The 20043-nt window shown below is 60.1% G+C and carries 18 protein-coding genes and 1 tRNA gene; 8 read left to right on the top strand and 11 right to left on the bottom strand.

The window, feature by feature from the left end:
- Positions 1–118 precede the first annotated feature (118 nt).
- The gene (locus tag E8M77_RS09890) at positions 119–1024 is read left to right on the top strand and encodes a flagellin (protein ID WP_137130443.1); all 906 of its coding nucleotides are present in this window, start codon (positions 119–121) and stop codon (positions 1022–1024) included.
- Positions 1025–1059: 35 nt separating this feature from the next.
- Here E8M77_RS09890 and E8M77_RS09885 read toward each other — a convergent pair whose 3' ends face one another.
- The 6 genes from E8M77_RS09885 to E8M77_RS09860 all read right to left on the bottom strand — a co-directional run bounded on the left by E8M77_RS09885 (position 1060) and on the right by E8M77_RS09860 (position 5515).
- Positions 1060–1416, bottom strand: a complete 357-nt coding sequence (locus E8M77_RS09885; RefSeq protein WP_348639898.1) for a VanZ family protein — start codon at positions 1414–1416, stop codon at positions 1060–1062.
- Positions 1417–1477: 61 nt separating this feature from the next.
- Positions 1478–1554: transfer RNA gene (locus tag E8M77_RS09880), tRNA-Arg, on the bottom strand.
- Between the two features lie 110 nt (positions 1555–1664).
- The gene (locus E8M77_RS09875; RefSeq protein ID WP_137130441.1) at positions 1665–2186 is read right to left on the bottom strand and encodes a hypothetical protein; all 522 of its coding nucleotides are present in this window, start codon (positions 2184–2186) and stop codon (positions 1665–1667) included.
- Positions 2187–2258: 72 nt separating this feature from the next.
- Positions 2259–3128: a transglutaminase family protein gene (locus tag E8M77_RS09870; protein WP_137130440.1), complete on the bottom strand. Its 870-nt coding sequence runs from the start codon at positions 3126–3128 to the stop codon at positions 2259–2261.
- Between the two features lie 25 nt (positions 3129–3153).
- On the bottom strand, positions 3154–4095 hold the full coding sequence (locus E8M77_RS09865) for an alpha-E domain-containing protein (RefSeq protein WP_137130486.1): 942 nt from the start codon (positions 4093–4095) through the stop codon (positions 3154–3156).
- Positions 4096–4105: 10 nt separating this feature from the next.
- Complete coding sequence (locus tag E8M77_RS09860; RefSeq protein WP_137130439.1) at positions 4106–5515, bottom strand: circularly permuted type 2 ATP-grasp protein; 1410 nt, start codon at positions 5513–5515, stop codon at positions 4106–4108.
- Between the two features lie 301 nt (positions 5516–5816).
- Here E8M77_RS09860 and E8M77_RS09855 point away from each other — a divergent pair, with 301 nt between their 5' ends.
- From E8M77_RS09855 to E8M77_RS09845, 3 genes are read left to right on the top strand one after another with little or no spacing between them, the layout of a single operon-like run.
- Positions 5817–6689 (top strand): DMT family transporter, encoded by an 873-nt coding sequence (locus tag E8M77_RS09855; protein ID WP_137130438.1) that lies wholly within the window; start codon positions 5817–5819, stop codon positions 6687–6689.
- Between the two features lie 38 nt (positions 6690–6727).
- Positions 6728–7033 carry a type II toxin-antitoxin system MqsR family toxin gene (locus E8M77_RS09850; protein WP_137130437.1) on the top strand — a complete coding sequence of 102 codons (306 nt, stop codon included), beginning with the start codon at positions 6728–6730 and terminating at the stop codon, positions 7031–7033.
- A complete protein-coding gene (locus E8M77_RS09845) occupies positions 7033–7434 on the top strand; it encodes a type II toxin-antitoxin system MqsA family antitoxin (RefSeq protein ID WP_137130436.1) in 402 nt (133 codons plus the stop codon). The genes E8M77_RS09850 and E8M77_RS09845 overlap by 1 nt, the downstream gene beginning before the upstream one ends.
- Positions 7435–7493: 59 nt before the next feature.
- Here E8M77_RS09845 and E8M77_RS09840 read toward each other — a convergent pair whose 3' ends face one another.
- The 4 genes from E8M77_RS09840 to E8M77_RS09825 form a co-directional block, all read right to left on the bottom strand.
- Complete coding sequence (locus E8M77_RS09840; protein WP_137130435.1) at positions 7494–8141, bottom strand: rhomboid family intramembrane serine protease; 648 nt, start codon at positions 8139–8141, stop codon at positions 7494–7496.
- 122 nt (positions 8142–8263) lie between these two features.
- On the bottom strand, positions 8264–9892 hold the full coding sequence (locus E8M77_RS09835; RefSeq protein ID WP_137130434.1) for a DEAD/DEAH box helicase: 1629 nt from the start codon (positions 9890–9892) through the stop codon (positions 8264–8266).
- A 348-nt stretch (positions 9893–10240) separates the two neighbouring features.
- Complete coding sequence (locus E8M77_RS09830; protein ID WP_137130433.1) at positions 10241–10579, bottom strand: hypothetical protein; 339 nt, start codon at positions 10577–10579, stop codon at positions 10241–10243.
- Between the two features lie 213 nt (positions 10580–10792).
- Complete coding sequence (locus E8M77_RS09825; protein ID WP_137130432.1) at positions 10793–12379, bottom strand: trimethylamine methyltransferase family protein; 1587 nt, start codon at positions 12377–12379, stop codon at positions 10793–10795.
- 242 nt (positions 12380–12621) lie between these two features.
- Here E8M77_RS09825 and E8M77_RS09820 point away from each other — a divergent pair, with 242 nt between their 5' ends.
- Positions 12622–16272, top strand: a complete 3651-nt coding sequence (locus tag E8M77_RS09820; protein WP_137130431.1) for a response regulator — start codon at positions 12622–12624, stop codon at positions 16270–16272.
- Here the strand turns inward: E8M77_RS09820 and mnmD are convergent.
- Complete coding sequence (gene mnmD, locus E8M77_RS09815; RefSeq protein WP_246659199.1) at positions 16261–16923, bottom strand: tRNA (5-methylaminomethyl-2-thiouridine)(34)-methyltransferase MnmD; 663 nt, start codon at positions 16921–16923, stop codon at positions 16261–16263. The two genes, E8M77_RS09820 and mnmD, sit on opposite strands and share 12 nt — an antisense overlap.
- Positions 16924–17008: 85 nt before the next feature.
- Here mnmD and E8M77_RS09810 point away from each other — a divergent pair, with 85 nt between their 5' ends.
- The 3 genes from E8M77_RS09810 (at position 17009) to puuE (ending at position 20042) form a co-directional block, all read left to right on the top strand.
- A complete protein-coding gene (locus E8M77_RS09810) occupies positions 17009–18226 on the top strand; it encodes an FAD-binding oxidoreductase (protein WP_137130429.1) in 1218 nt (405 codons plus the stop codon).
- Positions 18227–18311: 85 nt separating this feature from the next.
- Positions 18312–19019, top strand: coding sequence for a DUF1045 domain-containing protein (locus tag E8M77_RS09805; protein WP_137130428.1), 708 nt, complete (start codon positions 18312–18314; stop codon positions 19017–19019).
- Positions 19020–19118: 99 nt separating this feature from the next.
- A complete protein-coding gene (puuE, locus tag E8M77_RS09800) occupies positions 19119–20042 on the top strand; it encodes an allantoinase PuuE (RefSeq protein ID WP_137130427.1) in 924 nt (307 codons plus the stop codon).
- Position 20043 lies beyond the last annotated feature (1 nt).

The following is a 20043-nucleotide window of genomic DNA, read 5'->3' as shown; positions in this document are numbered from 1 at the left end:
TTATCAAACTAATAAGATTGGTAATCAGAATTAATGTTTCAGTAACCATGGTTGAGCCAGATAGGCTCATCTTTTTGCTTATGACGAGCGCTCCTCCTCCCTTTTTCCCAGGTGATTCATGACCAGTATTCTCACGAATGCGGGCGCTATTGCTGCGCTGTCCACTCTACGCGATCTCTCCCTGTCGATGGGCGCCACACAGGCTGCGGTTGCCACCGGAATGCGGATTGATACGGCCGATGACGACGCCGCCTATTGGTCCATAGCAACCACGATGCGCTCCGATACCAAGACCATTTCAGCGGTTGTCGATACGCTCAATCTGTCCGATGCGACCGTTGGCGTGGCCTATGCCGGCATGTCTTCCACCATCCAGGTTCTCGATGAACTGAAGTCGAAACTGGTGGCCGCGCATGGGGAGGGGGTTGATCTTGGTAAGGTGCAGAAGGAAATCTCCCAGCTGCAGGATCAGATCGTATCCATTGCCGCCTCGGCAAGCTTCAACGAAGGCAACTGGCTTCAGACGGATGTAACGGACCTGAACGATCCACTTCAGAGCGAGACTGCCTTGATCGCCTCCTATGCGCGTGAGAGCTACGGCGTGTCGATCAATACAATGCAGATCGACATGGCGGAAACCTCGCTGTTCAATTCTACGGGTGGCGGTCTGATGCAGGCGGATCCGACAGACCCCGAGACCAATGGTCACGCGCTTCTGGATATCGATATCGTTACCAATCCGGGGCTGAGGACCGAGTATCTGGCCTATGTCGATGTGGTGAATGAGCGGGTGATCGATGCGGCTGCCGAATTGGGCGCCTTGCAAAGCCGGCTGCAGATTCAGGCCGACTTTTCAAAAGAGCTGCTGGACAGTCTGGATACGGGCGTCGGGCGGTTGGTGGATGCCGATCTCAACGAGGAATCCTCGCGGCTGAAGGCGCTGCAGACCCGCGAGCAGCTGGGCACGCAGACCCTGTCGATCGCCAATGCCTCGAGTCAGGCTCTGATGCAGCTCTTCCAGTGAGAGTGATCTCTCCGCGAGCAGCCGTCGGCTTGGTATTATGCCCGGATGGCAGAGCGCCGGGCATACAATGTGTGCACCAGCCAGCCTGCGAGAATGCCGATCGTTGCACCGGCTGCCTTGATCGCGGCATCGATGAGATGCGGATGGCGCGAGGGTGACAGATATTGCAGCATTTCGATGGGCAGCGTGGCAAGGACCATCAGCAGGGCGCAGAGCTTCCAGTGCTGCGGATAGGCGATCACGAAGAGAAAGCTCAATGTTGCAAAGGCCAGTGCCCGATCCAGATCGACGGGCAGAAAATCATGCGGGCGCAGACCAATGGGCGAAACTGTCGCAAAAACAATGAAAGCCAGCGTCAACCAGGCAACGAACTTCAGAAGGGTACGTGTCATCATACCGTCATGTTAGCGGGTGCAGCAAAGAATGGAAAGCCTGCAGGATGTTTGTGGTAAATGGCGCACCCGACAGGATTCGAACCTGTGACCTTTGGAATCGGAATCCAACACTCTATCCAGCTGAGCTACGGGTGCAACTTTTGAGAATCGGCGCATGCGCACGGTTCCTGCCGGTGCGAGCTACATAACAAAGGTCGGCGGCGGCATCAATCGGCAAACGCGCGAAAAAGTATCATGTCTGTCTCTCACACAGATATTCTGCGCAGCGCGTAGACCTTGAGTGCCTGATCGATCAGCATATTGGCCAGCGTCATGCGGACGGTCGCGCGGTCGCGAAACAGCGGATGCACGCAGTCCGGGTGGTTGTCGCGGGCAAAGGCGCGGCGCTTTTCGGTGAGCGTTTCTGCACCGTCATCGTCCTTCAGGGCAAGGTCTTGCCTCACCTCGGCTTCCGACAGGCGGGCCAGGTGAGGGGGTAGTTCTGGTGTCACCGGCGCGGCGGGCGACGCAGGTTCAGTGTCCACCGGCTCTCGTGGCGCCATTCTCGGTCGACCGGTCGAAGGTGCAGCCTGCTCTCCATCGTCCTCGAAGAGATCGCGATAGGCGGCATCGGCCCGCGTTACCGTTTCGGCTGTTGAGGGTTGCGCCACAAAGCCGGCCGGCAGTCCTGAAATGCGAAACCCGTCCGCGAGCACCGGTTCTTCCTCCGGCTGCTCGTGGTCGAGACGCGTCAGGATGGATTGGAAGACCGATCGTCCAAACAGCATGGGCACTCCCTTTTGACGGAGCGCATTACAGCAGATCTATATGGCGCAGGGCTTGCGCAGCTCAGCCAGGCGTCAGCTCTGGCTCTGGCTGCTTTGGCCCTGAGCGTTCTGGCTCTGTCCAGTCTGGCTTTGTGTCTGCATCTGGTCCGGGGCCTCGACGGTCAGCACGACTTTGAGGTTTTCACCGGCTGTTCCAATGCTCATGCCGGAAATCGGCGCAGCGTCGCGGTAACAGAGGCCGCTTGCCAGCCGCACATAGCGCTCATCCGGGCAGACCTTGTTGGCCGGATCAAACCCCACCCAGCCGAGACCCGGCACATGGACTTCGGCCCAGGCATGGGTCGCCACCTGTTCCACCTGGCCTTCCATCAACAGATAACCGGAAATATAGCGGGCCGGCAGATTCATGTGCCGAGCGGCGCTGACGAAGATATGCGCATGGTCCTGGCAAACGCCGCTTTTGGCTTCGAGCGCCTGTTCCGCTGTGGTTTCAGAATCGGTCGTGCCGGGCAGATAGGCCACAGTTTCGTGGATCGTCTCCATCAGTGCATGCATCTTGGCCAGTTCGCTATCGCCTGTCACGCTGTCTGCCAAGTCGCGCAACAGCGTGCCGGGCTGGGTAAGCGGCGTATTGCGCAGGAACAGCCAGAGCGGCACGAACCCCTGGTGCTGTCCCAGCACGCCGGCGCGGTCGATGGTTTCCACCTCGCCCTTTGCCGTGATGCGGATCATCCGCTCGCCGCCGACCACCGAGACGAGATCGACGTGATTGCCGAACTGATCGCTATAACCGGCCTCCTGGGTGGCGCCGTCCACCTTGACCTCCCAGGATAGCACCTTCTGGGTCGTGGCATCCTTGGGCTTCAGGCGCAGCCGCTGCAGGGCATAGGCCACGGGTTCGTCGTAGAGATATTCTGTCGTGTGTGAAATCGTCAAACGCATGAATTTGGTCCGTTCCCCGGTCCGCTCACTGGTAGAAGCGGTAGCCCTCTGAAATCTCGGCGCTCAGCTTGTTGTTGTGGCTGATGAAATCTTTGAGGAATTCATGCAGGCCCTGGTCCATGATGTCGGTGATGGAGCCACGCTTCAACATGTTCCGGATTGCCGCTGCCGTATCATGTGCCTTGTGCCGTTCGCCGTAATCCTCGGCCAGATAGCCCAGATTGCTGGTGATCTTCTCGAAACAGTAGGCCAGTGATCGCGGCATGCGTCTGTTCAATATGAGGAAATCGGCAATGTTGGAGGGCCGGTATTCCGCATCATAGACCCAGCCATAGGACCGGTGGGCCGAGACCGAGCGCAGGATCGATTCCCACTGGAAATTGTCGAGCGAGGAGCCGACCTGGCTGACGGCTGGCAGTAGCACGTAATATTTCACGTCGAGAATGCGGCTTGTATTGTCGGCCCGTTCGATGAATGTGCCGATGCGCGAGAAATTATACAGATCATTGCGCAGCATGGAGCCGTGGAACGCGCCACGGATAAGGCCGGCGCGCCGCTTGATGACGTCGATTGCCTCGGGCAAGTCGGCTGCCTTCACCTTGCGCGACAGAAGCTGTTTCAGCTCGATCCAGCATTCATTGGTGGCTTCCCAGGTCTCGCGCGTCAGGGCCGTGCGCACCATGCGGGCATTGTTGCGGCCCGAATCGATACAGGACATGACGCTGGACGGATTGGCGGTATCGCGCAGCAGATAATCGATGGCATTGGCCGCCGTCATCGTGTCATGCACCTCGTCATACGCTTCACGCACGCCGGCGCTTTGCAGCACGCCCGCCCAGTCTTCGTCGCTCGATCCCGCCCGCGTCAGCGAGACGCGCATGCCCGCATCGATCAGGCGGGCGATGTTTTCGGCACGCTCGATGTAACGGAACATCCAGTAGAGGCCGTTGGCAGTTCTTCCCAGCATGCTCATGCCCTCAATCTTCCAGAACCCAGGTATCCTTGGTGCCGCCGCCCTGGCTGGAGTTGACCACCAGCGAGCCCTGCTTCAGCGCCACGCGGGTCAGCCCGCCAGGAATGATCTTCACCTTGTCGGAGACCAGCACATAGGGGCGCAGGTCCACGTGACGGGGCGCAATGCCCTTGTTGACGAGGATTGGCACCGTCGACAGAGACAGTGTCGGCTGGGCAATATAGTTGGACGGATTGGACTTCAGCTTTTCGGCAAAATCGGCACGCTCCTTCTTGGAGGCTGTCGGGCCGACCAGCATGCCATAGCCGCCGGAGCCATGCACTTCCTTCACCACCAGCTCTTCCAGGTGTTCCAGCACATATTTCAGGCTGTCGGGCTCCGTACAGCGCCAGGTCGGCACGTTTTCCAAGAGCGGCTTGCGGCCGGTGTAGAATTCGACGATTTCCGGCATGTAGGAATAGATCGCCTTGTCATCGCAAATGCCGGTGCCGGGCGCATTGGCAATGGTGATATTGCCGGAGCGGTAGACATCCATGATGCCCGGAATGCCAAGCGCTGAATCTGGCCGGAAGGTCATCGGGTCGAGATAATCGTCGTCGACGCGGCGATAGAGCACGTCGATTGCCTCATAACCGCGGGTCGTGCGCATCTTCACCTTGCCGTCTATGACGCGCAGGTCCGAGCCCTCGACCAGTTCCACGCCCATGGTATCGGCGAGGAAGGAATGCTCGTAATAGGCGGAATTGTAGATGCCGGGGGTGAGAACCGCCACGCGTGGCTTGCCCTTGCAGCCGGGAGGTGCCAGCGATGCCAGCGACTGGCGCAGGAGATAGGGATAATCCTCCACCCGCTGCACCTTGTTCATCGTGAACAGTTCCGGGAACATCTGCATCATGGTTTCCCGGTTCTCCAGCATATAGGAGACGCCGGAGGGGGTGCGGGCATTGTCTTCGAGCACGTAGAACTGATCTTCGCCGGTGCGCACGATATCGGTGCCGACAATATGGGTGTAGACGCCGCCCGGCGGTTTGAAGCCGATCATTTCAGGCAGGAAGGCATCGTTGTTTTCGATCAGCGCGCGGGGAATGCGGCCGGCGCGGATGATCTCCTGCTTGTGATAAATGTCATCGAGAAAGGCATTGAGAGCCAACACGCGCTGTTCGATGCCCTGCGCCAGCTTTCGCCATTCGCGGGCCGAGATCACGCGCGGAATGATGTCGAACGGGATGAGCTTTTCCGAGGAATCGGCGTGACCATAGACTGCAAATGTAATGCCCGTCTTGCGGAAGATGTTTTCGGCATCCCGCGATTTCTGGATCAGATGCGCCGGATCCTGGTTCTGGTACCACTCCTGGTAAGTCTTGTATGGCGGTCGCGGCTGATTGTCCGCTGTTAACATTTCATCAAATGCCAATGGTGCGTTCCCCGGTTTTTGATCATAAGAGTACAACGCAGATGGCATTGCAAGAAGCATGCGCAGTGGTGACGCGAATTTAATCGCCAGCCGCTTTGCAAGCGTTTCAGGATGTCCGGGGACCGCCTAAGACTTGTGCACACGAAGGGGCGGCGCCCCATGCAAAGCCCTTGCAGGGCGGGCCTTCCACGATCAGAAGACCTGTAATCAAGCGTCAGAATTTCTGCTTTGACTGGAATTTCGCCAGAGGCTAGGGCTCAACTGCCCATTGTCGCGGCATACAATCGAAAGCTGATTTTCCATGCTGGATCGCTTTGCCCCGGCCATTTTCGTGCTTCTCTGGTCGACGGGCTGGATCGTGGCGAAGGTGGCCGCCGCCCATGCCGATCCGCTGACATTCCTGTCTGCGCGCCATGCGCTGGCGGCCCTGGTGTTTGCCGGTCTTGCAACCTTTGTGGGTGCCGAATGGCCGGCAACGGCACGTGCCCGCGCCGGAGCCTTCTTCTCCGGCATCTTCCTGCACGGGCTTTATCTTGCCGGGCTCTGGTGGGCGATTGGCCAGGGCGTGCCGGCCGGGCTTTCCGGTATCATTGCCGGGTTGCAGCCGCTGCTGACGGCTCTCTTGGCCGCCTGGCTGCTCGGCGAGCGGATGAAGCCGCTTCAGGCTGTCGGGCTGGCGCTCGGCTTTTGCGGCATCATGCTTGCAGTCTCGCCGCAATTTTCCGGCCTCCTGACGCAGGGGCTTACAGGTCTTGCCTTTCCGGTCACGGTCAATCTCGTCGCCATGCTGTCGGTGACACTCGGCACGCTTTTCCAGAAACGCTATCTGGCAGCAGGTGACCTGCGCTCCATTGCCGTGTGGCAATATCTCGGCGCTGTCAGCGTCACGCTGCCGCTTGCCCTTTCGCTCGAAAGCTTGCGCTTCGACTGGACGCTTGCTGCTATCGCTGCGATGGCCTGGTCAGTCTTCGGCCTGTCGATGGGTGCCGTTGGCCTTTTGCTCTATCTCATTCGCCGCGGCCAGGTGTCTCGTGCGGCCTCGCTCATCTATATGGTGCCGCCGCTGGTGGCCGTTGAAGCGACGCTGTTCTTCGGCGAACCCTTGAGCACGCCGATGGTCGCGGGCACGCTGATCGTCGTTGCCGGCGTGTATCTGGTGAACCGCAAGGGGTGAGGGGCTTGAAAATATACCCTCTGAGGGTAATATAGCCCATGGAAAAGCGATCCGCGCATTACGATCTTGCGGCAGTTCTTGTGGTTGTGAGGCTGCGTGGTGCCTCGGCTTTTACAAAGACCGCGATCGATGGCGGCCGCAGAATGGGCCTCACCATGTCCGAAATGATCGACGTCGTGTGTAGCCTGACACCGCGCCGCCTCTACAAGTCGATGACCACCTATCAGGATCCGACCGTCTGGCAGGATGTCTACCATGCCGATACGCCGGTCGGAAAAGCCTATGTGAAGCTGACACTGCGCGAAGACGGTGCGCCAGTCATACAGTTCAAGGAGTTGTTGTGATGATCCGATCCTGCATCTGCTGCGGTACCGCATTGCTGCCCTTTGCCGGCGAAACGCATCAGGTGGACTATCAGGGGGCATCTGTCGCTGTGGCGGATCTCTCCGGGTTCCGCTGTGCTTCTTGCGGTGAAATCGAATTTGATGAAGACAGCGCAGAGCGGTATGCGGCGGCCGGCGATATGCTGGTGCTGGCAGCCAGACACGCTGCCGGTGCCGAATTGCGGCGCATCCGCAAGCGGCTTGGCTTGAACCAGGTTGAGGCGTCCCAGCTGACGGGTGGTGGCCATAACGCCTTTTCGCGCTATGAGACCGGCAAGGTCGTGCCTGCTCCCGCGGTGGTCAATCTGTTTCGCCTGCTGGATCGGCACCCGGAGGAACTGGACCGCCTGAAACGAGCCTGATCGGCACTGTCGGACCGCCGCAAGTAAAGCGGTCGCTGCATGGTGCGGTAGATGGATGACTATAGCTGCTTCTGCGCAGGGGCGTGGTCGGTATTTGCATTGCTGTTGTTTGCAGAAAAAGCGAGACCGAAGACAGCGCCCAACAGCATGGCCATCAAGTGGCCTGGCTTTGGGTAGCCGGCTGCCATCAAGTCCAGAGTCAGGCCGGGCAAGAGGATGAAGGCAGAAAGGCCCAACAACCCAACGCGCGCCTGTTTTTGTGTCACGGCAATGACGAGTGCTGCGGTAGCGAATGCGAACGTTGCTTGAGAAGCGCCTGTGCCGACGTTCCATGGTGACTCGACGCCAAGGGGGCTGACTGCTGTTGCGACACCTCCGGCGATAAGCCATATGGCAAAGAGGCATGCTGCCCCGATGCGTGCTTCCAACAGTGATCCGAGAAAATACAGGCCGGCCACGTTGAGAAGCATATGCAATTGCTTTGCATGGACAAGCTGAGACGTCGCTAAACGCCAGATCTCCATGTCTGCGAGACTGCCAAAAGAGGTTCCGCCATAAGCGAGCAATTGCGTCACTTTCACCGTTCCCATTGGGTTTCCGGTTACGTGAAAGGCAACGAACAGCGAATATGCGAGGGTCAGCATGGAGAGAAAGAAGGCGGCCCCCCATCGGCGCGCCGGTATGGCCGGTATGATTGTGACAAACATACGTTCACTCCCAAAAATTGCTTTGAATGGAAGCGAAAAAATATGGGCGAAAACATGGAAACACCCGCTTCCGTTGCCGGAAGCGGGTGTTTCATCATGTCAAAACCAAATTCTGGACTGGCTTAGGCGCGGTCGCGCTTGCGGCCGCCCTGGCCGCCGGTGCGGTTCTCGCCGCCGAACTTTACCGGTCCGCCACGCGCGCCACCCGGCTTCTGGCCGTTGGCATTGGCGGGACGGCCCTGGCCGTTACGAGCTGTGCGCTGTGTGCCCGGCTCATGCGCGCCATGGGCCGCATGCGGTGCATGACGGTTTTCGGCAGGACCTGCCTTGCGGCCTTCACCCGGACGACCGGCGAAAGGCTTCTTGGCGGGACGGAAATCCGAGGTCGAGCTGAGGTCGTTGTCGGCTTCGAAGCGCTGACCTTCTTCGCGACGCTGGGTGCGGGCCGCCAGAGCTTCGCCTTCCGGCGTGCGGGGGCGGCGCGACGGACGGTTTTCAGCGCGGCCACGGCCTGCACCTTCACCACGTCCACCTTCTGATCGACCACCGCCATCACGGCCACGGCCGCCGCCATTGCGGGCAGGCTTGCCGCTGGAGCGCGCCGGGCTTGCAAGCGTCGTCGGGCGTTCGCCGGAGGCAACGGTGATGTCGATGCCCATCAGGCGTTCGATATCGCGCAGCAGGCGGGTTTCATCCGGTGCGCAGAATGCGATGGCAATACCGTCGCGACCAGCACGGGCTGTACGGCCGATGCGGTGCACATAGGCGTCTGCCACTTCCGGCAGGTCGTAGTTGAACACATGCGTTACGCCGGGAATGTCGATACCGCGGGCGGCAACGTCGGTTGCCACGAGAATGCGGATTTCGCCATCACGGAAGGACTTCAGGGCACGCTCGCGCTGGCCCTGGCTCTTGTTGCCATGGATCGAGGCGACCTTGAACTGCAGGTGCTCGAGATACTTGAACAGCTTTTCGGCGCCATGCTTGGTGCGCAGGAACACCATGGCGCGGCCATCCGGGTTTTGTTCGAGCGAGGCCTTCAACAGGTCGGTCTTGTCGTTCTTGCCGTTGACGAAATGAACATACTGCTCGACCTTGTCGGCAGCCTTGCCCGGAGGGCTGACTTCAACCTTGACCGGATTGGTCAGGAAGTCGCCGGCGAGATCGGCAATCGCCTTTGGCATGGTGGCCGAGAAGAGGAGAGTCTGGCGGCGGGCCGGAACCATCTTGGCGATCTTGCGCAAGTCATGCACGAAGCCGAGGTCCAGCATCTGGTCGGCTTCGTCCAGCACGAGATAGCGCACGGTGGTGAGGCCAATGGCGCGGCGGCTGATCAGGTCGAGCAGGCGGCCGGGCGTGGCGACCAGGATGTCGGTGCCCTTTTCCAGCTGCATCTGCTGCTTGTTGATCGAAGCGCCGCCGACGACGGAATTGATCTTCAGCGGCGTGTTGCGGACATAGCTCTTCAGGTTGGTGGCGATCTGATTCACCAGTTCGCGCGTCGGTGCCAGGATCAGCGTGCGGGTGGTCCGGTTGTCCGGGCGCTTCTGTTCCTTGAGCAGCATTTCGATGAGCGGAAGGCCGAACGCTGCGGTCTTGCCTGTGCCGGTCTGGGCAAGGCCGATCATGTCGCGGCCTTCGAGCAGAAGAGGAATGGCCTGCGCCTGGATGGGCGTCGGGGTATCGTAGCCAAGGGTGGTCAGAGCGGCAACCAGCTGCTTGGTCAGGCCAAGCTCGTGGAAATTCGTCAAGTCGAATACCTTTTCGGGGCGCCAAAAGCATAAGATCTGCGCGGCACCATGCCGTGCAGTCTGCTTGTGGCGTCAAGAACCCCGCGTGAAGTGGGAACTTGTCAGTGGAAATTGCTTTCCAGCGCTGGCCTCTCGGGCCTTGATCGAAGCGCCTTGTTCCTTCTTCGCGAACCATTGTCGTCGCAGGGCCAACTCACGCGGCGGCCGGAAGGTGAAAGCTGATGCTGCATGTGCTTCTTTGTGCGGTAAAAGTCAAGAGCCCACGTCCGTTACAGCGTGGGCTCCGTCATCTTTCTGTCGCATGTCACCGCAAGGAGGCGGGTTGAAATGCTTTATCGCAGGTGAGCCTCAATAGGCCGGGCAGACGCGCACCCGGTAGGCATCGCCCCATTGATTTTCCTGCCATTCGAAATGGCAGCGGGGCGCGGGTGCTGGACGATAATAGGCGCGTTCCTCATAGACGACGCGGCGTGGCGGCGGGGGCGGGGCAACGTAGACCGGCTCCTGATAGATGGGGCCACGGGGCTGCGAGGCGATCGCGCCGCCGATGATGCCGCCCACCGCGCCGGCTGCAACGCCGGCCCAGAAATCGTCACGGGCTTCAGCGGCCGGTGCAGTGGCGAGAAGGGCACTGGTCAATGAGAGCGCAACAAGGCCCGCAGTGACAGACTTTTGCAAAACGGACATGTGTTTGTTCCTTTCACCCTTGATTGCTTGGGTACGGGATTAAGGATCATCCCAAACCTCGGCAAAATAATGAAAAAACAAAAGGATAAGTCTGAACATCCGTTCAGCTAAACAAAGCTCCCGGTTGATCCAGAACCTCTGGGCGGCGCGGGCCGGTGGTAATATGGCGCAGGTGCGGCGGGATGCCGGCAGATCCGTGTAGCTGAGTCTGCTTCAGAAATCAGTCGGCACACCGCCCTCTTGGCTGCGTCGTGCCACGAAGCTGTCGAGTTCTTCCTCGATGGCCGGATCCAGCGGCGGCCGTTCATAGGCTTTGAGCTTTTCCTTGAAGATGCGGTTGGCATGGTCATAGGTGGTCGGGCGACCTGCCTCGTCCCAGGTCTCGAAATTGCGCCAGTCGGAGAGGATGGGCTGATAGAAGGCGGTCTCGAAGCGCGCCAATGTATGGGCCGTGCCGAAATAATGGCCGCCGGGGCCAACGTCGCGAATGGCATCGAGCGCCAGACCGTCCGGGCTGACATCGAGCGGCGTCAGGAATTCCGCCACCATTTGCAACATATCGACATCAAGGATGAATTTTTCAAAGCAGGCTGTCAGGCCGCCTTCCGACCAGCCGGCGGCATGCAGCACGAAATTGCCGCCACCCTGCGTCAGCGCCCAGAGCGACATCATGGATTCATAGGCGGCCTGCGCATCGAGCGTGTTGGAAGCATTGGTGTTGGAACTGCGGTAGGGAATGCCGTAGCGCCGCGCCAACTGCCCGCCGGCAATCACCGCCTTCATATATTCCGGCGTGCCGAAGGCCGGCGCTCCGGTCTTCATGTCGACATTGGAGGTAAAGCCGCCATAGATCACCGGTGCGCCCCGACGCACCATCTGGGTGAAGGCGATCCCCGCCAGCGCCTCGGAATTCTGTTGTACCAGTGCGCCGGCAATCGTCACTGGCGCCATGGCGCCCGAAAGCGTGAAAGGCGTCATGATCACCACCTGTCCACGCGATGACATTTCGATCATACCCTGCAGCATAGGGCCATCCAGCCGCAGCGGCGAGGAGGAGTTGATGACGGTAAACAGCGAGGGTTCGCGCTGCATCTGATCCTGCGAAATGCCGCGGCCGATCCGGGCGATTTCCAGCGCATCGAGATTGCGCTGCCGGCCGAGCGAGTAGCAGTGGAACACCTTGTCGGTCAGTTTCACCAGGTCCGACAGGCAGGCGAGATGGCGCACAGAGGCATGGATATCGACGGGTTCGACCGGATAGCCGCCGGTGCAATGGATCACGTCATAGCACTGCGCCAGTTTCACCAGCTTGCGGAAATCCTCCTGGTTACCGGCGCGGCGCCCGCCCTCCCTGTCGGCCACGAAGGGTGCCGAGGCGATCTGGGCAAAGACGAGGTTGTTGCCGCCAATGGCAAGGTTCCGCTGCGGATTGCGCGCATGCATGGTGAAGGTTTTCGGCGCGCTGGCGATAAGGTCCAGGATCAGGTTGCGATCGAAGCGGACGCGATCGCTGCCTGCCACGACATCCGCACCGGCGGCCTTCATGCGCTCGCGCGCCTCCGGCAGCATGATGTCCATGCCAATCTCTTCCAGCACGGTGAGGGAGGCTGTGTGAATATCCTCCAGCGCTTCCGGTGACAGGAGTTCGGTCCGGGCAAGGTGGTTGACCAGCCGTCTGTATTTTTCGCCGGAGGATGTCGTGCGGTTGCGCTCCCCACCTCGTCCGCCGGACCTGCGACGGCGTTCGGGGGCGGTTTGATCGCCGGTGTCGTGAAGGGCATCTGTCGTGATCTGGCTCATCGCTGTTCCCCTTGCGTCATGGCCAGTGTTGCAGCGCCTGGCCTGCGGTCCTTTTCCAAAAGCGACCAGAGGCTGACTTTTATGGGATAGGCCCGCGATGGTGCGTGAGCAATTCAGCCTTGCCGAAGGATGGAATTGATTCACCGCAATGGCGCGTTAACCATATCGATGTCATTTCTCTCAATAATTGAGCATCATACGAATCGTGCCTGTAGCGGCAGCCGCATTCGTTGGGGGATGGATTGAAAACCGACGGCGAACTATTGCAGCGAGCCTGCGAACGCATCAACGATCTGGACGTGCCGGCCTTTATCAAGGACGGAATGCTGCGCTATGTCGCCGTCAACGATGCCTATGCCCGCCTGATGGGGCGCCACCGCGAGGACTTCCCCGGCCACCAGTCCGGTATATTTTCCGCGTCTCTGGACGAAGAGGATTGCCTCGAAAAGCAACGCCGCGCGCTGGTCTTCGGCAGCGATGAGCTTGCCACCTGCCGTGAGGCGTCCGGTCGCGTATCGAGTGTGCGGATCGAACGATTTCTGTGCGACGACGACAGGGCCTATGTATTCGGTGCCTTCGAGGAGCCTGCAGCCGATGCGCCTGCCGCTGAAGACGACGAGATCGCAACCGGCCGCTTCAGCGTGAAAATGCTGGGCGAAGCGCTCGATCTACTTGATGCAGGCGTGGGCATCTTCACCGCAGATGAGCGGTTGATCTATTCCAATGGCGAGCTCAACAGCTATTTCACCTCGCTTGGCGTGACGCCGCAGCCGGGCATGATGTTACAGAGCCTGATCGAGGGGGTTTACGACAGTCATCATGTCCGCGATCTGGACGATCTGGCCGCATGCAGCCTGCGCGACCACTGGATTGGCGAGCGCATGACGACGCTGCGTGCCGACCATTGGCAGGCGACCGAACCTTTGCCGGATGGCCGATGGTTGCGCAGCGTCAACAAGCGGCTGGACAATGGCTGGCTGATCATGTTGCGGCAGGATGTGACCGAGTACAAGGTGCAGGAAATGCATCTGGGCAAGAATGTCGAGGAAGCGGAAATCTTTCGGGCGGCCTTCGAGGATCTGCCGGTGGCCGTGTTCCTGCGCGATGGCCACCGGCGGCTGACCTATGCGAATGCCGCCTATGAAGTCATGCTGGGCGACGCCCGCGAAAAATTCATCGGCATGACCGACGAGGAAATGTTTCCCGATGCTGCCGTTCGTTTCCGTCAGGAAAACGAGAAGATCCTCGCCGAAGGCGGCTCGCTGGAAAAGGCGGAGGACATTCCCTTCCTCGACGGGCGCAGCATGGCGGCGATTACCCGTCTCGGCCTGATTTCCTCGCCGGCGGGCGAGCCTTATATCGTTGGATCGATCTCCGATGTGACGTTGATACGCGAGGCGCAGAAGGAATCGGAGCGCCTGCATCGTGAGGTGCAGACCATTCTCGATGCGCTTCCGGTCGGCATTCTCATTCTCGACCCTGACCTGAAAATGGAACATGCCAGCCGCACGCTTCTGGCGCTGTGGCGCACAGGTGCTGAGGATTCCACCGAGTGGACGGGCAAAGCCTACAAGGACTTCGTCCGGCACAATTTCGACGATGGGGCCTATGGTCAGGCTGCTCTTGAGTTCGAGGCCTTCTTTGCCGCGCGTATCGAGGCCATTACGGGGCCGGGCGAATTTGTTCCGGTCGAGATGACCAGCCGGGCCGGGCGCCGCATCATGATGACGCGTGATCACCTGGCCGATGGCAAGATCCTGCTCAGCTATGTCGATATCAGTGCGCTGCGCAAGCATGAGCAGGATGTTCAGACTGCCCGCGCCGCGCTCGATCAGCATGCGGTGATGATGCATGATGCCACCAGCACCATGTCGCAGGGGTTGGTGATCCTGCGCGGTGATGAAATCGTGTTTGCCAATGATGCCACGTCCAGCATTCTGGAGGTGCCGGCCGAATTTATCAACGTTGGCCGCTCCTGGCGGAGTGTCTTCGAGCATCAGGTCCAACGCGGTGATTTCGGCACGCGTGAAGAGGCCGAGGCGGCCTATCGAGGTTGGACCGAGGTGCTTCACCAGGGCAGTGTTATCACTGGTTCCTGCGTGATCGAGAAGCGGCGCTGGGTCGATATGGAAGCCAAGCTCAGTGGCACCGATCATCTCCTGATGGTGCTGACCGATGTGACGGAAGCCAAGCAGCGCGAACGCGACCTGGAGCGCCTGCTCGAGCGCGCCGAATCCGCCGATCGGGCAAAATCGGAATTCCTCGCCAATATGAGCCACGAAATCCGCACGCCGATGAACGGTGTCCTGGGCATGGCGGAACTGCTGGCAAAATCCAATCTCGACACGCGCCAGAAGACCTTTACCGATATTATCGTGAAGTCCGGCAATGCGCTGCTGACGATCATCAACGATATCCTCGATTTTTCCAAGATCGATGCCGGCCAGATGACCTTGCGCACGGCGCCGTTTGATCCGCTCGATGCCATCGAGGACGTGGCGACGCTTCTGTCGTCCTCGGCGGCGGAAAAGGATATCGAGCTTATCGTGCGCAGCGCCGACACCCACCATGTCGTGCTGGGCGATGCGGGGCGCTTCCGCCAGGTGATCACCAACTTGATCGGCAATTCGATCAAGTTTACCGAGCGCGGCCATATCCTGATCGATGTCGTGTCGAAGGCCGGCGATGACGGACGCGTGGCGTTGACGGTGCGTATCGAAGACACAGGCATCGGCATTCCCGACGACATGATCGAGACCATTTTCGAGAAGTTTTCGCAGGTCGATGGTTCCTCCACGCGTCGTCACGAAGGAACCGGCCTCGGGCTTGCCATCACATCAGGTCTGGTCGACCTGTTTGGCGGTCAGATCACGGTGGAAAGCCATGTGGGTAAAGGCTCGATTTTCACCGTCACCCTGTCCTTTGCGCTGTCAACCGAAAGGCTGCTGGTCGAGGGCGTGGCCCAGAGCGTGCTTGGTGCCCGCATTCTGGTGATCGACGATAATGCGGTGAACCGGCGCATTCTCATCGAACAATTGGCGCAGTGGAATTTTGATGCGGTTGCGGTGGAGAGCGGCAGCGAGGGGCTTGCGGTGCTGAAGGCTGCGGCGGATATGGGCATTACTGTTGATGCGCTGATCCTCGACTACCAGATGCCTTTGATGAATGGTCTTGCGGTTGCCAATATCATTCGCAACGATCCACTCCTGCATGACCTGCCCATCATTTTCCTGACCTCGATGGATACGGCCAGCACCGAGCAGGCCTTTGAACATCTCAACATCCAGGCGCATCTGATGAAGCCGGCGCGGGCGCATCTGTTGCGCACCACGGTGACGGATGTCGTGCAGGCAAGCCGCCAGAAACGTCGGCAATTGCCGAAGGCTGCGACTGGCGCCGGTATGCGCGCGACGGCTGCGCCTCCACTTGCCGTCTCGGTTTTCGAAGAGGTTCCGTCGACTGCTGAGACGGGCACTGCGGATCGGCGCACAGCGCATCTTGATGTGCTGGTGGCCGAGGACAATGACGTCAACCAGATTGTCTTCACGCAGATCCTTCAGACAACGGGGCTTTCCTTCCGCATCGTCAACAATGGTGCAGAGGCGGTGGATACCTGGCGTAGCGACAGGCCCGATATCATCCTCATGGATGTCTCTATGCCGGTGATGAACGGCCATCAGGCCGCCCGCCGCATTCGAGATATCGAAAGGGAAATGGGCGGTCATGTGCCGATCATCGGCGTGACGGCACATGCCCTGGAAAGCGACCGCGACCTCTGCCTTGCCGCCGGCATGGATGACTACCTTTCAAAGCCGATCAGCCCGGAATTGCTGGAGGCCAAGATCGGTGAATGGCGCCGGCCGCATGAGGCGGGCGAAGCGTCACGCGGCTGACAGCCGCTTTACGCCGCACAGCATTTCGCGTTTTCCGGCAAAGCCCGGCCGCCGCTCCACGGCAAAGCCTGCGGCCTGCAGATTGCGACGCACGAAGCCGGCAGCGGCATAAGTGGCAAAACTGCCGCCCTCGACGGTCTTGTCGAAAACCGCATTCATCAGCTCCAGGGACCACATGTCACCATTGCGCGATGGCGCAAATCCATCGAGAAACCAGGCATCGAATGGCGTTTCTGACTGCGGCACCGTCTCCTGTGCCCGCCCGCAGATGACGGTCAGCCGCATATTGGGTGCCAGTTGCAGATCGATGATGCCGCCCGGCTCATCCGGCCAGGCAGCCACCAGAGCCTGACGTTCCGCGTCGATTTCCGGCCAATGCGACAGCGCCCGGTCGATCTCCGGCGCCTGCATGGGATAGAGTTCGAACGAGGTGAAATGCAGGATGGCCGATCCGCGTTCGGCACTTTTCCACTGCCGGAATGTCTCGCAGGCATTCAGCCCGGTGCCGAAACCCAGTTCGCCGATGCAAAATGTGCCGCTTGCCGGCCAGCGCTGCGGCAGGCCGTTTCCGGCCAGAAATACATGGCCGCATTCCTGCCTTCCATCGGTCTGGCAGTAAAAGTGATCGCCAAACTGGGTCGAATAGGGCATATCGCCCTCGCGCCATTCCAGCGGAGTGGTGACAGTCGCGGCGTTCTCGTCAAGATCGTCTGAAGGATGAGGCACGGGATTGATCATGGTCCATTATTCGTCCGCACATGCCGATAGTCCTGTCGCTGCGCCCGGTCAATGCGAGGATCTGCCGGGCACGGTCGATCTGCTCATCATCGGTGGTGGCGTCATGGGGCTCTGGGCTGCCGTCAAGGCGGCGCGGCTTGGCCTGTCGGCGCTGCTGTTGGAGGCAGACCGTCCGGGTGCCGGCGCAAGCGGCGGGTTGCTCGGCGCGCTGATGGCGCATTTGCCCGACCGTTGGAGCGACAAGAAACAGTTCCAGTTCGACGCGCTGGTCTCGCTTGAAGACGAGGTGGCACAGCTGGAAGCCGAGACCGGGCATTCCTGTGGCTATCGCCGTTCCGGCCGGCTCATTCCGCTGCCAAAGCCGCATCTGCGGCAGATTGCTGAAGGCCATGCCAGGGATGCTGCGATCCATTGGCGGGCAGGGGAGCGCAGCTTCGACTGGTCGGTTCTCGACCATTCGCCCTCACCGCAATGGCTATCGCCACAGGCCGCCATGGCCGGCATTGCCCATGATGGGCTAGCGGGCCGCATTGCGCCGCGCGGGCTGGTCTCGGCTCTGACGCGTGCCGTGGATCAGTCGCACTCTGTACGGCGGATGAGTGGCGCGCCGGTGGCCCGCCTGTTTGGCGATCATGCCGTGCTGGAAAACGGCACGAGGATCGGCTTTGGCCATTGTCTGATCGCCGCCGGGCATCAATCCTTTGCGCTGTTGCAGAAGCTTCAGGCGCCGGAGGCTTTGCCACTTCTGCAGCCGCTGGGCAGCGCCGTCAAAGGCCAGGCGGCGATTTTGCAGGCGGATGTCGATCCGTTTCTGCCGGTGATCTTCCTCAACGGGCTCTATGTTGTGGCGCATGAGGGCGGGCATGTGGCCATCGGCAGCACCAGCGAGAACCGTTTCGAGGAAGCCTTTTCCACCGATCACCTGCTGGATGATCTGATTGCGCGGGCGCGGCTTCTTTCGCCAGCGCTAGCCGAGGCTCCGGTCATCGAACGCTGGGCGGGACTTCGCCCACGCGCGATCGACCGCGATCCCATAGTCGGGCCACATCCGGATTTTCCGCGCATTTCCGCACTGACCGGCGGCTTCAAGGTCAGTTTCGGTATAGCCCACCGTCTGGCCGATGCCGCTCTTTCTGGCCTGTCGGGCGCTGCTCTCGACCTTCCGCCCTCGTTTTTATTCGAGCACCATCTGAGGGTTGCGTCACAAGACGTTTAACCCGAATGCCGCGTCGTCAATCTGTCACGCAAATCACCTAGATGCTGGCTGGGGCAGACAGGGACAGGCTGAAGGACGCTGACGGATGCGCTATGCGATCAATTTTACGCCGCCGGCGAGTGATCCACTGACGCTTGCCGCTTCGCAATGGCTGGGCCGCAACGCCTTTTCCGGCGAAGCGATGGAGCCGCCAGCCATTCGCGGACTTGGCCTGCATGAGATTGCCTTCAACACGGCGGTGCCACGTCGTTATGGTTTTCATGGCACGCTGCGACCTCCCTTCCGGCTGGCGGATGGGGTGATAGAACCGCTGCTTCTGCGCCAACTGATGCATTTCGCCGGCCAGCAGCAGCCGGTGCGCCTGCCCAAGATGGAAGTGGTACGGCTGGGCAATCGCTTTGCCCTGATGCCGAGCAGGCCCTGCGATGATCTTCACCATCTTGCCGCGTCCGTCGTCCAGCATGTCGAGACCTTGCGCGCACCGATGAGCGAAGCGGAGCTGGAACGGGCCGATCCCGGTCAATTATCTGCCGGCCAGTTTGCCAATCTGCATCGCTATGGCCATCCGTTCGTCATGGACGAATTCCGTTTTCACATGACGCTGACCGGCGCCGTCGGCCCGGAAGAGATCGGTCGCTTTGAAGAGGTGTTGCGCCGCTATTTCGAGCCATTTCTGGAGAGGCCGGTGAATGTCGGCAATCTGGCGCTGTTCATCGAGCCGGAGCCCGGCGCGCCTTTTCTTGTCCATTCGCTGCATCCGCTCGGCAGTGTCGCCTCGCGCCGTATTGCCTGAGAGACCCGCCAAGATCCTTTGTTTGCACTGCATCAGAAACGCTCGACATTGGGCGTCAGGATGCTACCGTCAGGTCGCTGATTCAGAAGGTGATTTTCGATGGTGGCAGACCCCTATCCCCGCAATCTCGTCGGTTACGGCCGCAATTGTCCCGATCCGAAATGGCCGGGCGATGCGCGCATTGCCGTGCAATTCGTCATCAATTACGAAGAGGGCGGCGAGAGTTGCATTCTCGATGGCGATCCGGCCTCGGAAAGCCTGCTGTCGGAAATCGTCGGCGCTGCGGCCTGGCCCGGCCAGCGCAATCTCAATATGGAATCGATCTACGAATATGGTTCGCGCGCCGGATTCTGGCGCCTCCACCGGTTGTTCACGGGCTTGAACGTGCCGTGCACGGTCTATGGCGTGACGCTTGCCATGGTGCGCAATCCGGATGCCGTGGCAGCTATGAACGAAGCGGGCTGGGAAATCGCCTCTCATGGTTTTCGCTGGCACGAATACAAGGATTACCCGGAAGAACTGGAGCGCCAGCATATTCTGGACGCCGTGCGCCTGCACACGGAGGTGGCCGGCGAGCGGCCCTATGGCATGTATCAGGGCAAGCCTTCGGTGAACACGCTGAGGCTGGTGCAGGAGGAGGGCGGTTTCCTCTATTCCTCCGACAATTATGCCGATGACCTGCCCTTCTGGGTGAAGGGTGTGGACGGCAAGCCCTTCCTGATCATTCCCTATACGCTCGACGCAAACGACATGCGCTTTGCCACGCCGCAAGGTTTCAATGCCGGCGACCAGTTCTTCACCTACCTGAAGGACAGCTTTGATACGCTCTACGAGGAAGGCCGCGAGGGTGCGGCGAAGATGTTGTCGATCGGCCTACATTGCCGGCTTGTCGGGCGTCCGGGCCGTATCGCTGCGCTGAAGCGCTTCATGGAATACGTGCTTTCCCACGAAAAGGTATGGATCCCGAAACGTATCGAGATCGCCCGTCACTGGCATGAGCACCACAGACCGGACAGTATTTGAT

The organism is Rhizobium sp. FY34, from assembly GCF_005222845.1.
In the GTDB taxonomy this organism is placed as follows: Bacteria; Pseudomonadota; Alphaproteobacteria; order Rhizobiales; family Rhizobiaceae; genus Neorhizobium.
This window is presented reverse-complemented; position numbering and strand designations above follow the sequence as displayed.

Bases quoted from the DNA above. Each gene is read 5' to 3' on its own strand.
- E8M77_RS09890 (WP_137130443.1), top strand. From the start codon at position 119: ATGACCAGTATTCTCACGAATGCGGGCGCTATTGCTGCGCTGTCCACT.
- E8M77_RS09885 (WP_348639898.1), bottom strand. From the start codon at position 1,416: ATGACACGTACCCTTCTGAAGTTCGTTGCCTGGTTGACGCTGGCTTTC.
- E8M77_RS09875 (WP_137130441.1), bottom strand. From the start codon at position 2,186: ATGCTGTTTGGACGATCGGTCTTCCAATCCATCCTGACGCGTCTCGAC.
- E8M77_RS09870 (WP_137130440.1), bottom strand. From the start codon at position 3,128: ATGCGTTTGACGATTTCACACACGACAGAATATCTCTACGACGAACCC.
- E8M77_RS09865 (WP_137130486.1), bottom strand. From the start codon at position 4,095: ATGCTGGGAAGAACTGCCAACGGCCTCTACTGGATGTTCCGTTACATC.
- E8M77_RS09855 (WP_137130438.1), top strand. From the start codon at position 5,817: ATGCTGGATCGCTTTGCCCCGGCCATTTTCGTGCTTCTCTGGTCGACG.
- E8M77_RS09850 (WP_137130437.1), top strand. From the start codon at position 6,728: ATGGAAAAGCGATCCGCGCATTACGATCTTGCGGCAGTTCTTGTGGTT.
- E8M77_RS09845 (WP_137130436.1), top strand. From the start codon at position 7,033: ATGATCCGATCCTGCATCTGCTGCGGTACCGCATTGCTGCCCTTTGCC.
- E8M77_RS09840 (WP_137130435.1), bottom strand. From the start codon at position 8,141: ATGTTTGTCACAATCATACCGGCCATACCGGCGCGCCGATGGGGGGCC.
- E8M77_RS09830 (WP_137130433.1), bottom strand. From the start codon at position 10,579: ATGTCCGTTTTGCAAAAGTCTGTCACTGCGGGCCTTGTTGCGCTCTCA.
- E8M77_RS09825 (WP_137130432.1), bottom strand. From the start codon at position 12,379: ATGAGCCAGATCACGACAGATGCCCTTCACGACACCGGCGATCAAACC.
- mnmD (WP_246659199.1), bottom strand. From the start codon at position 16,923: ATGCCCTATTCGACCCAGTTTGGCGATCACTTTTACTGCCAGACCGAT.
- E8M77_RS09810 (WP_137130429.1), top strand. From the start codon at position 17,009: ATGGTCCATTATTCGTCCGCACATGCCGATAGTCCTGTCGCTGCGCCC.
- E8M77_RS09805 (WP_137130428.1), top strand. From the start codon at position 18,312: ATGCGCTATGCGATCAATTTTACGCCGCCGGCGAGTGATCCACTGACG.
- puuE (WP_137130427.1), top strand. From the start codon at position 19,119: ATGGTGGCAGACCCCTATCCCCGCAATCTCGTCGGTTACGGCCGCAAT.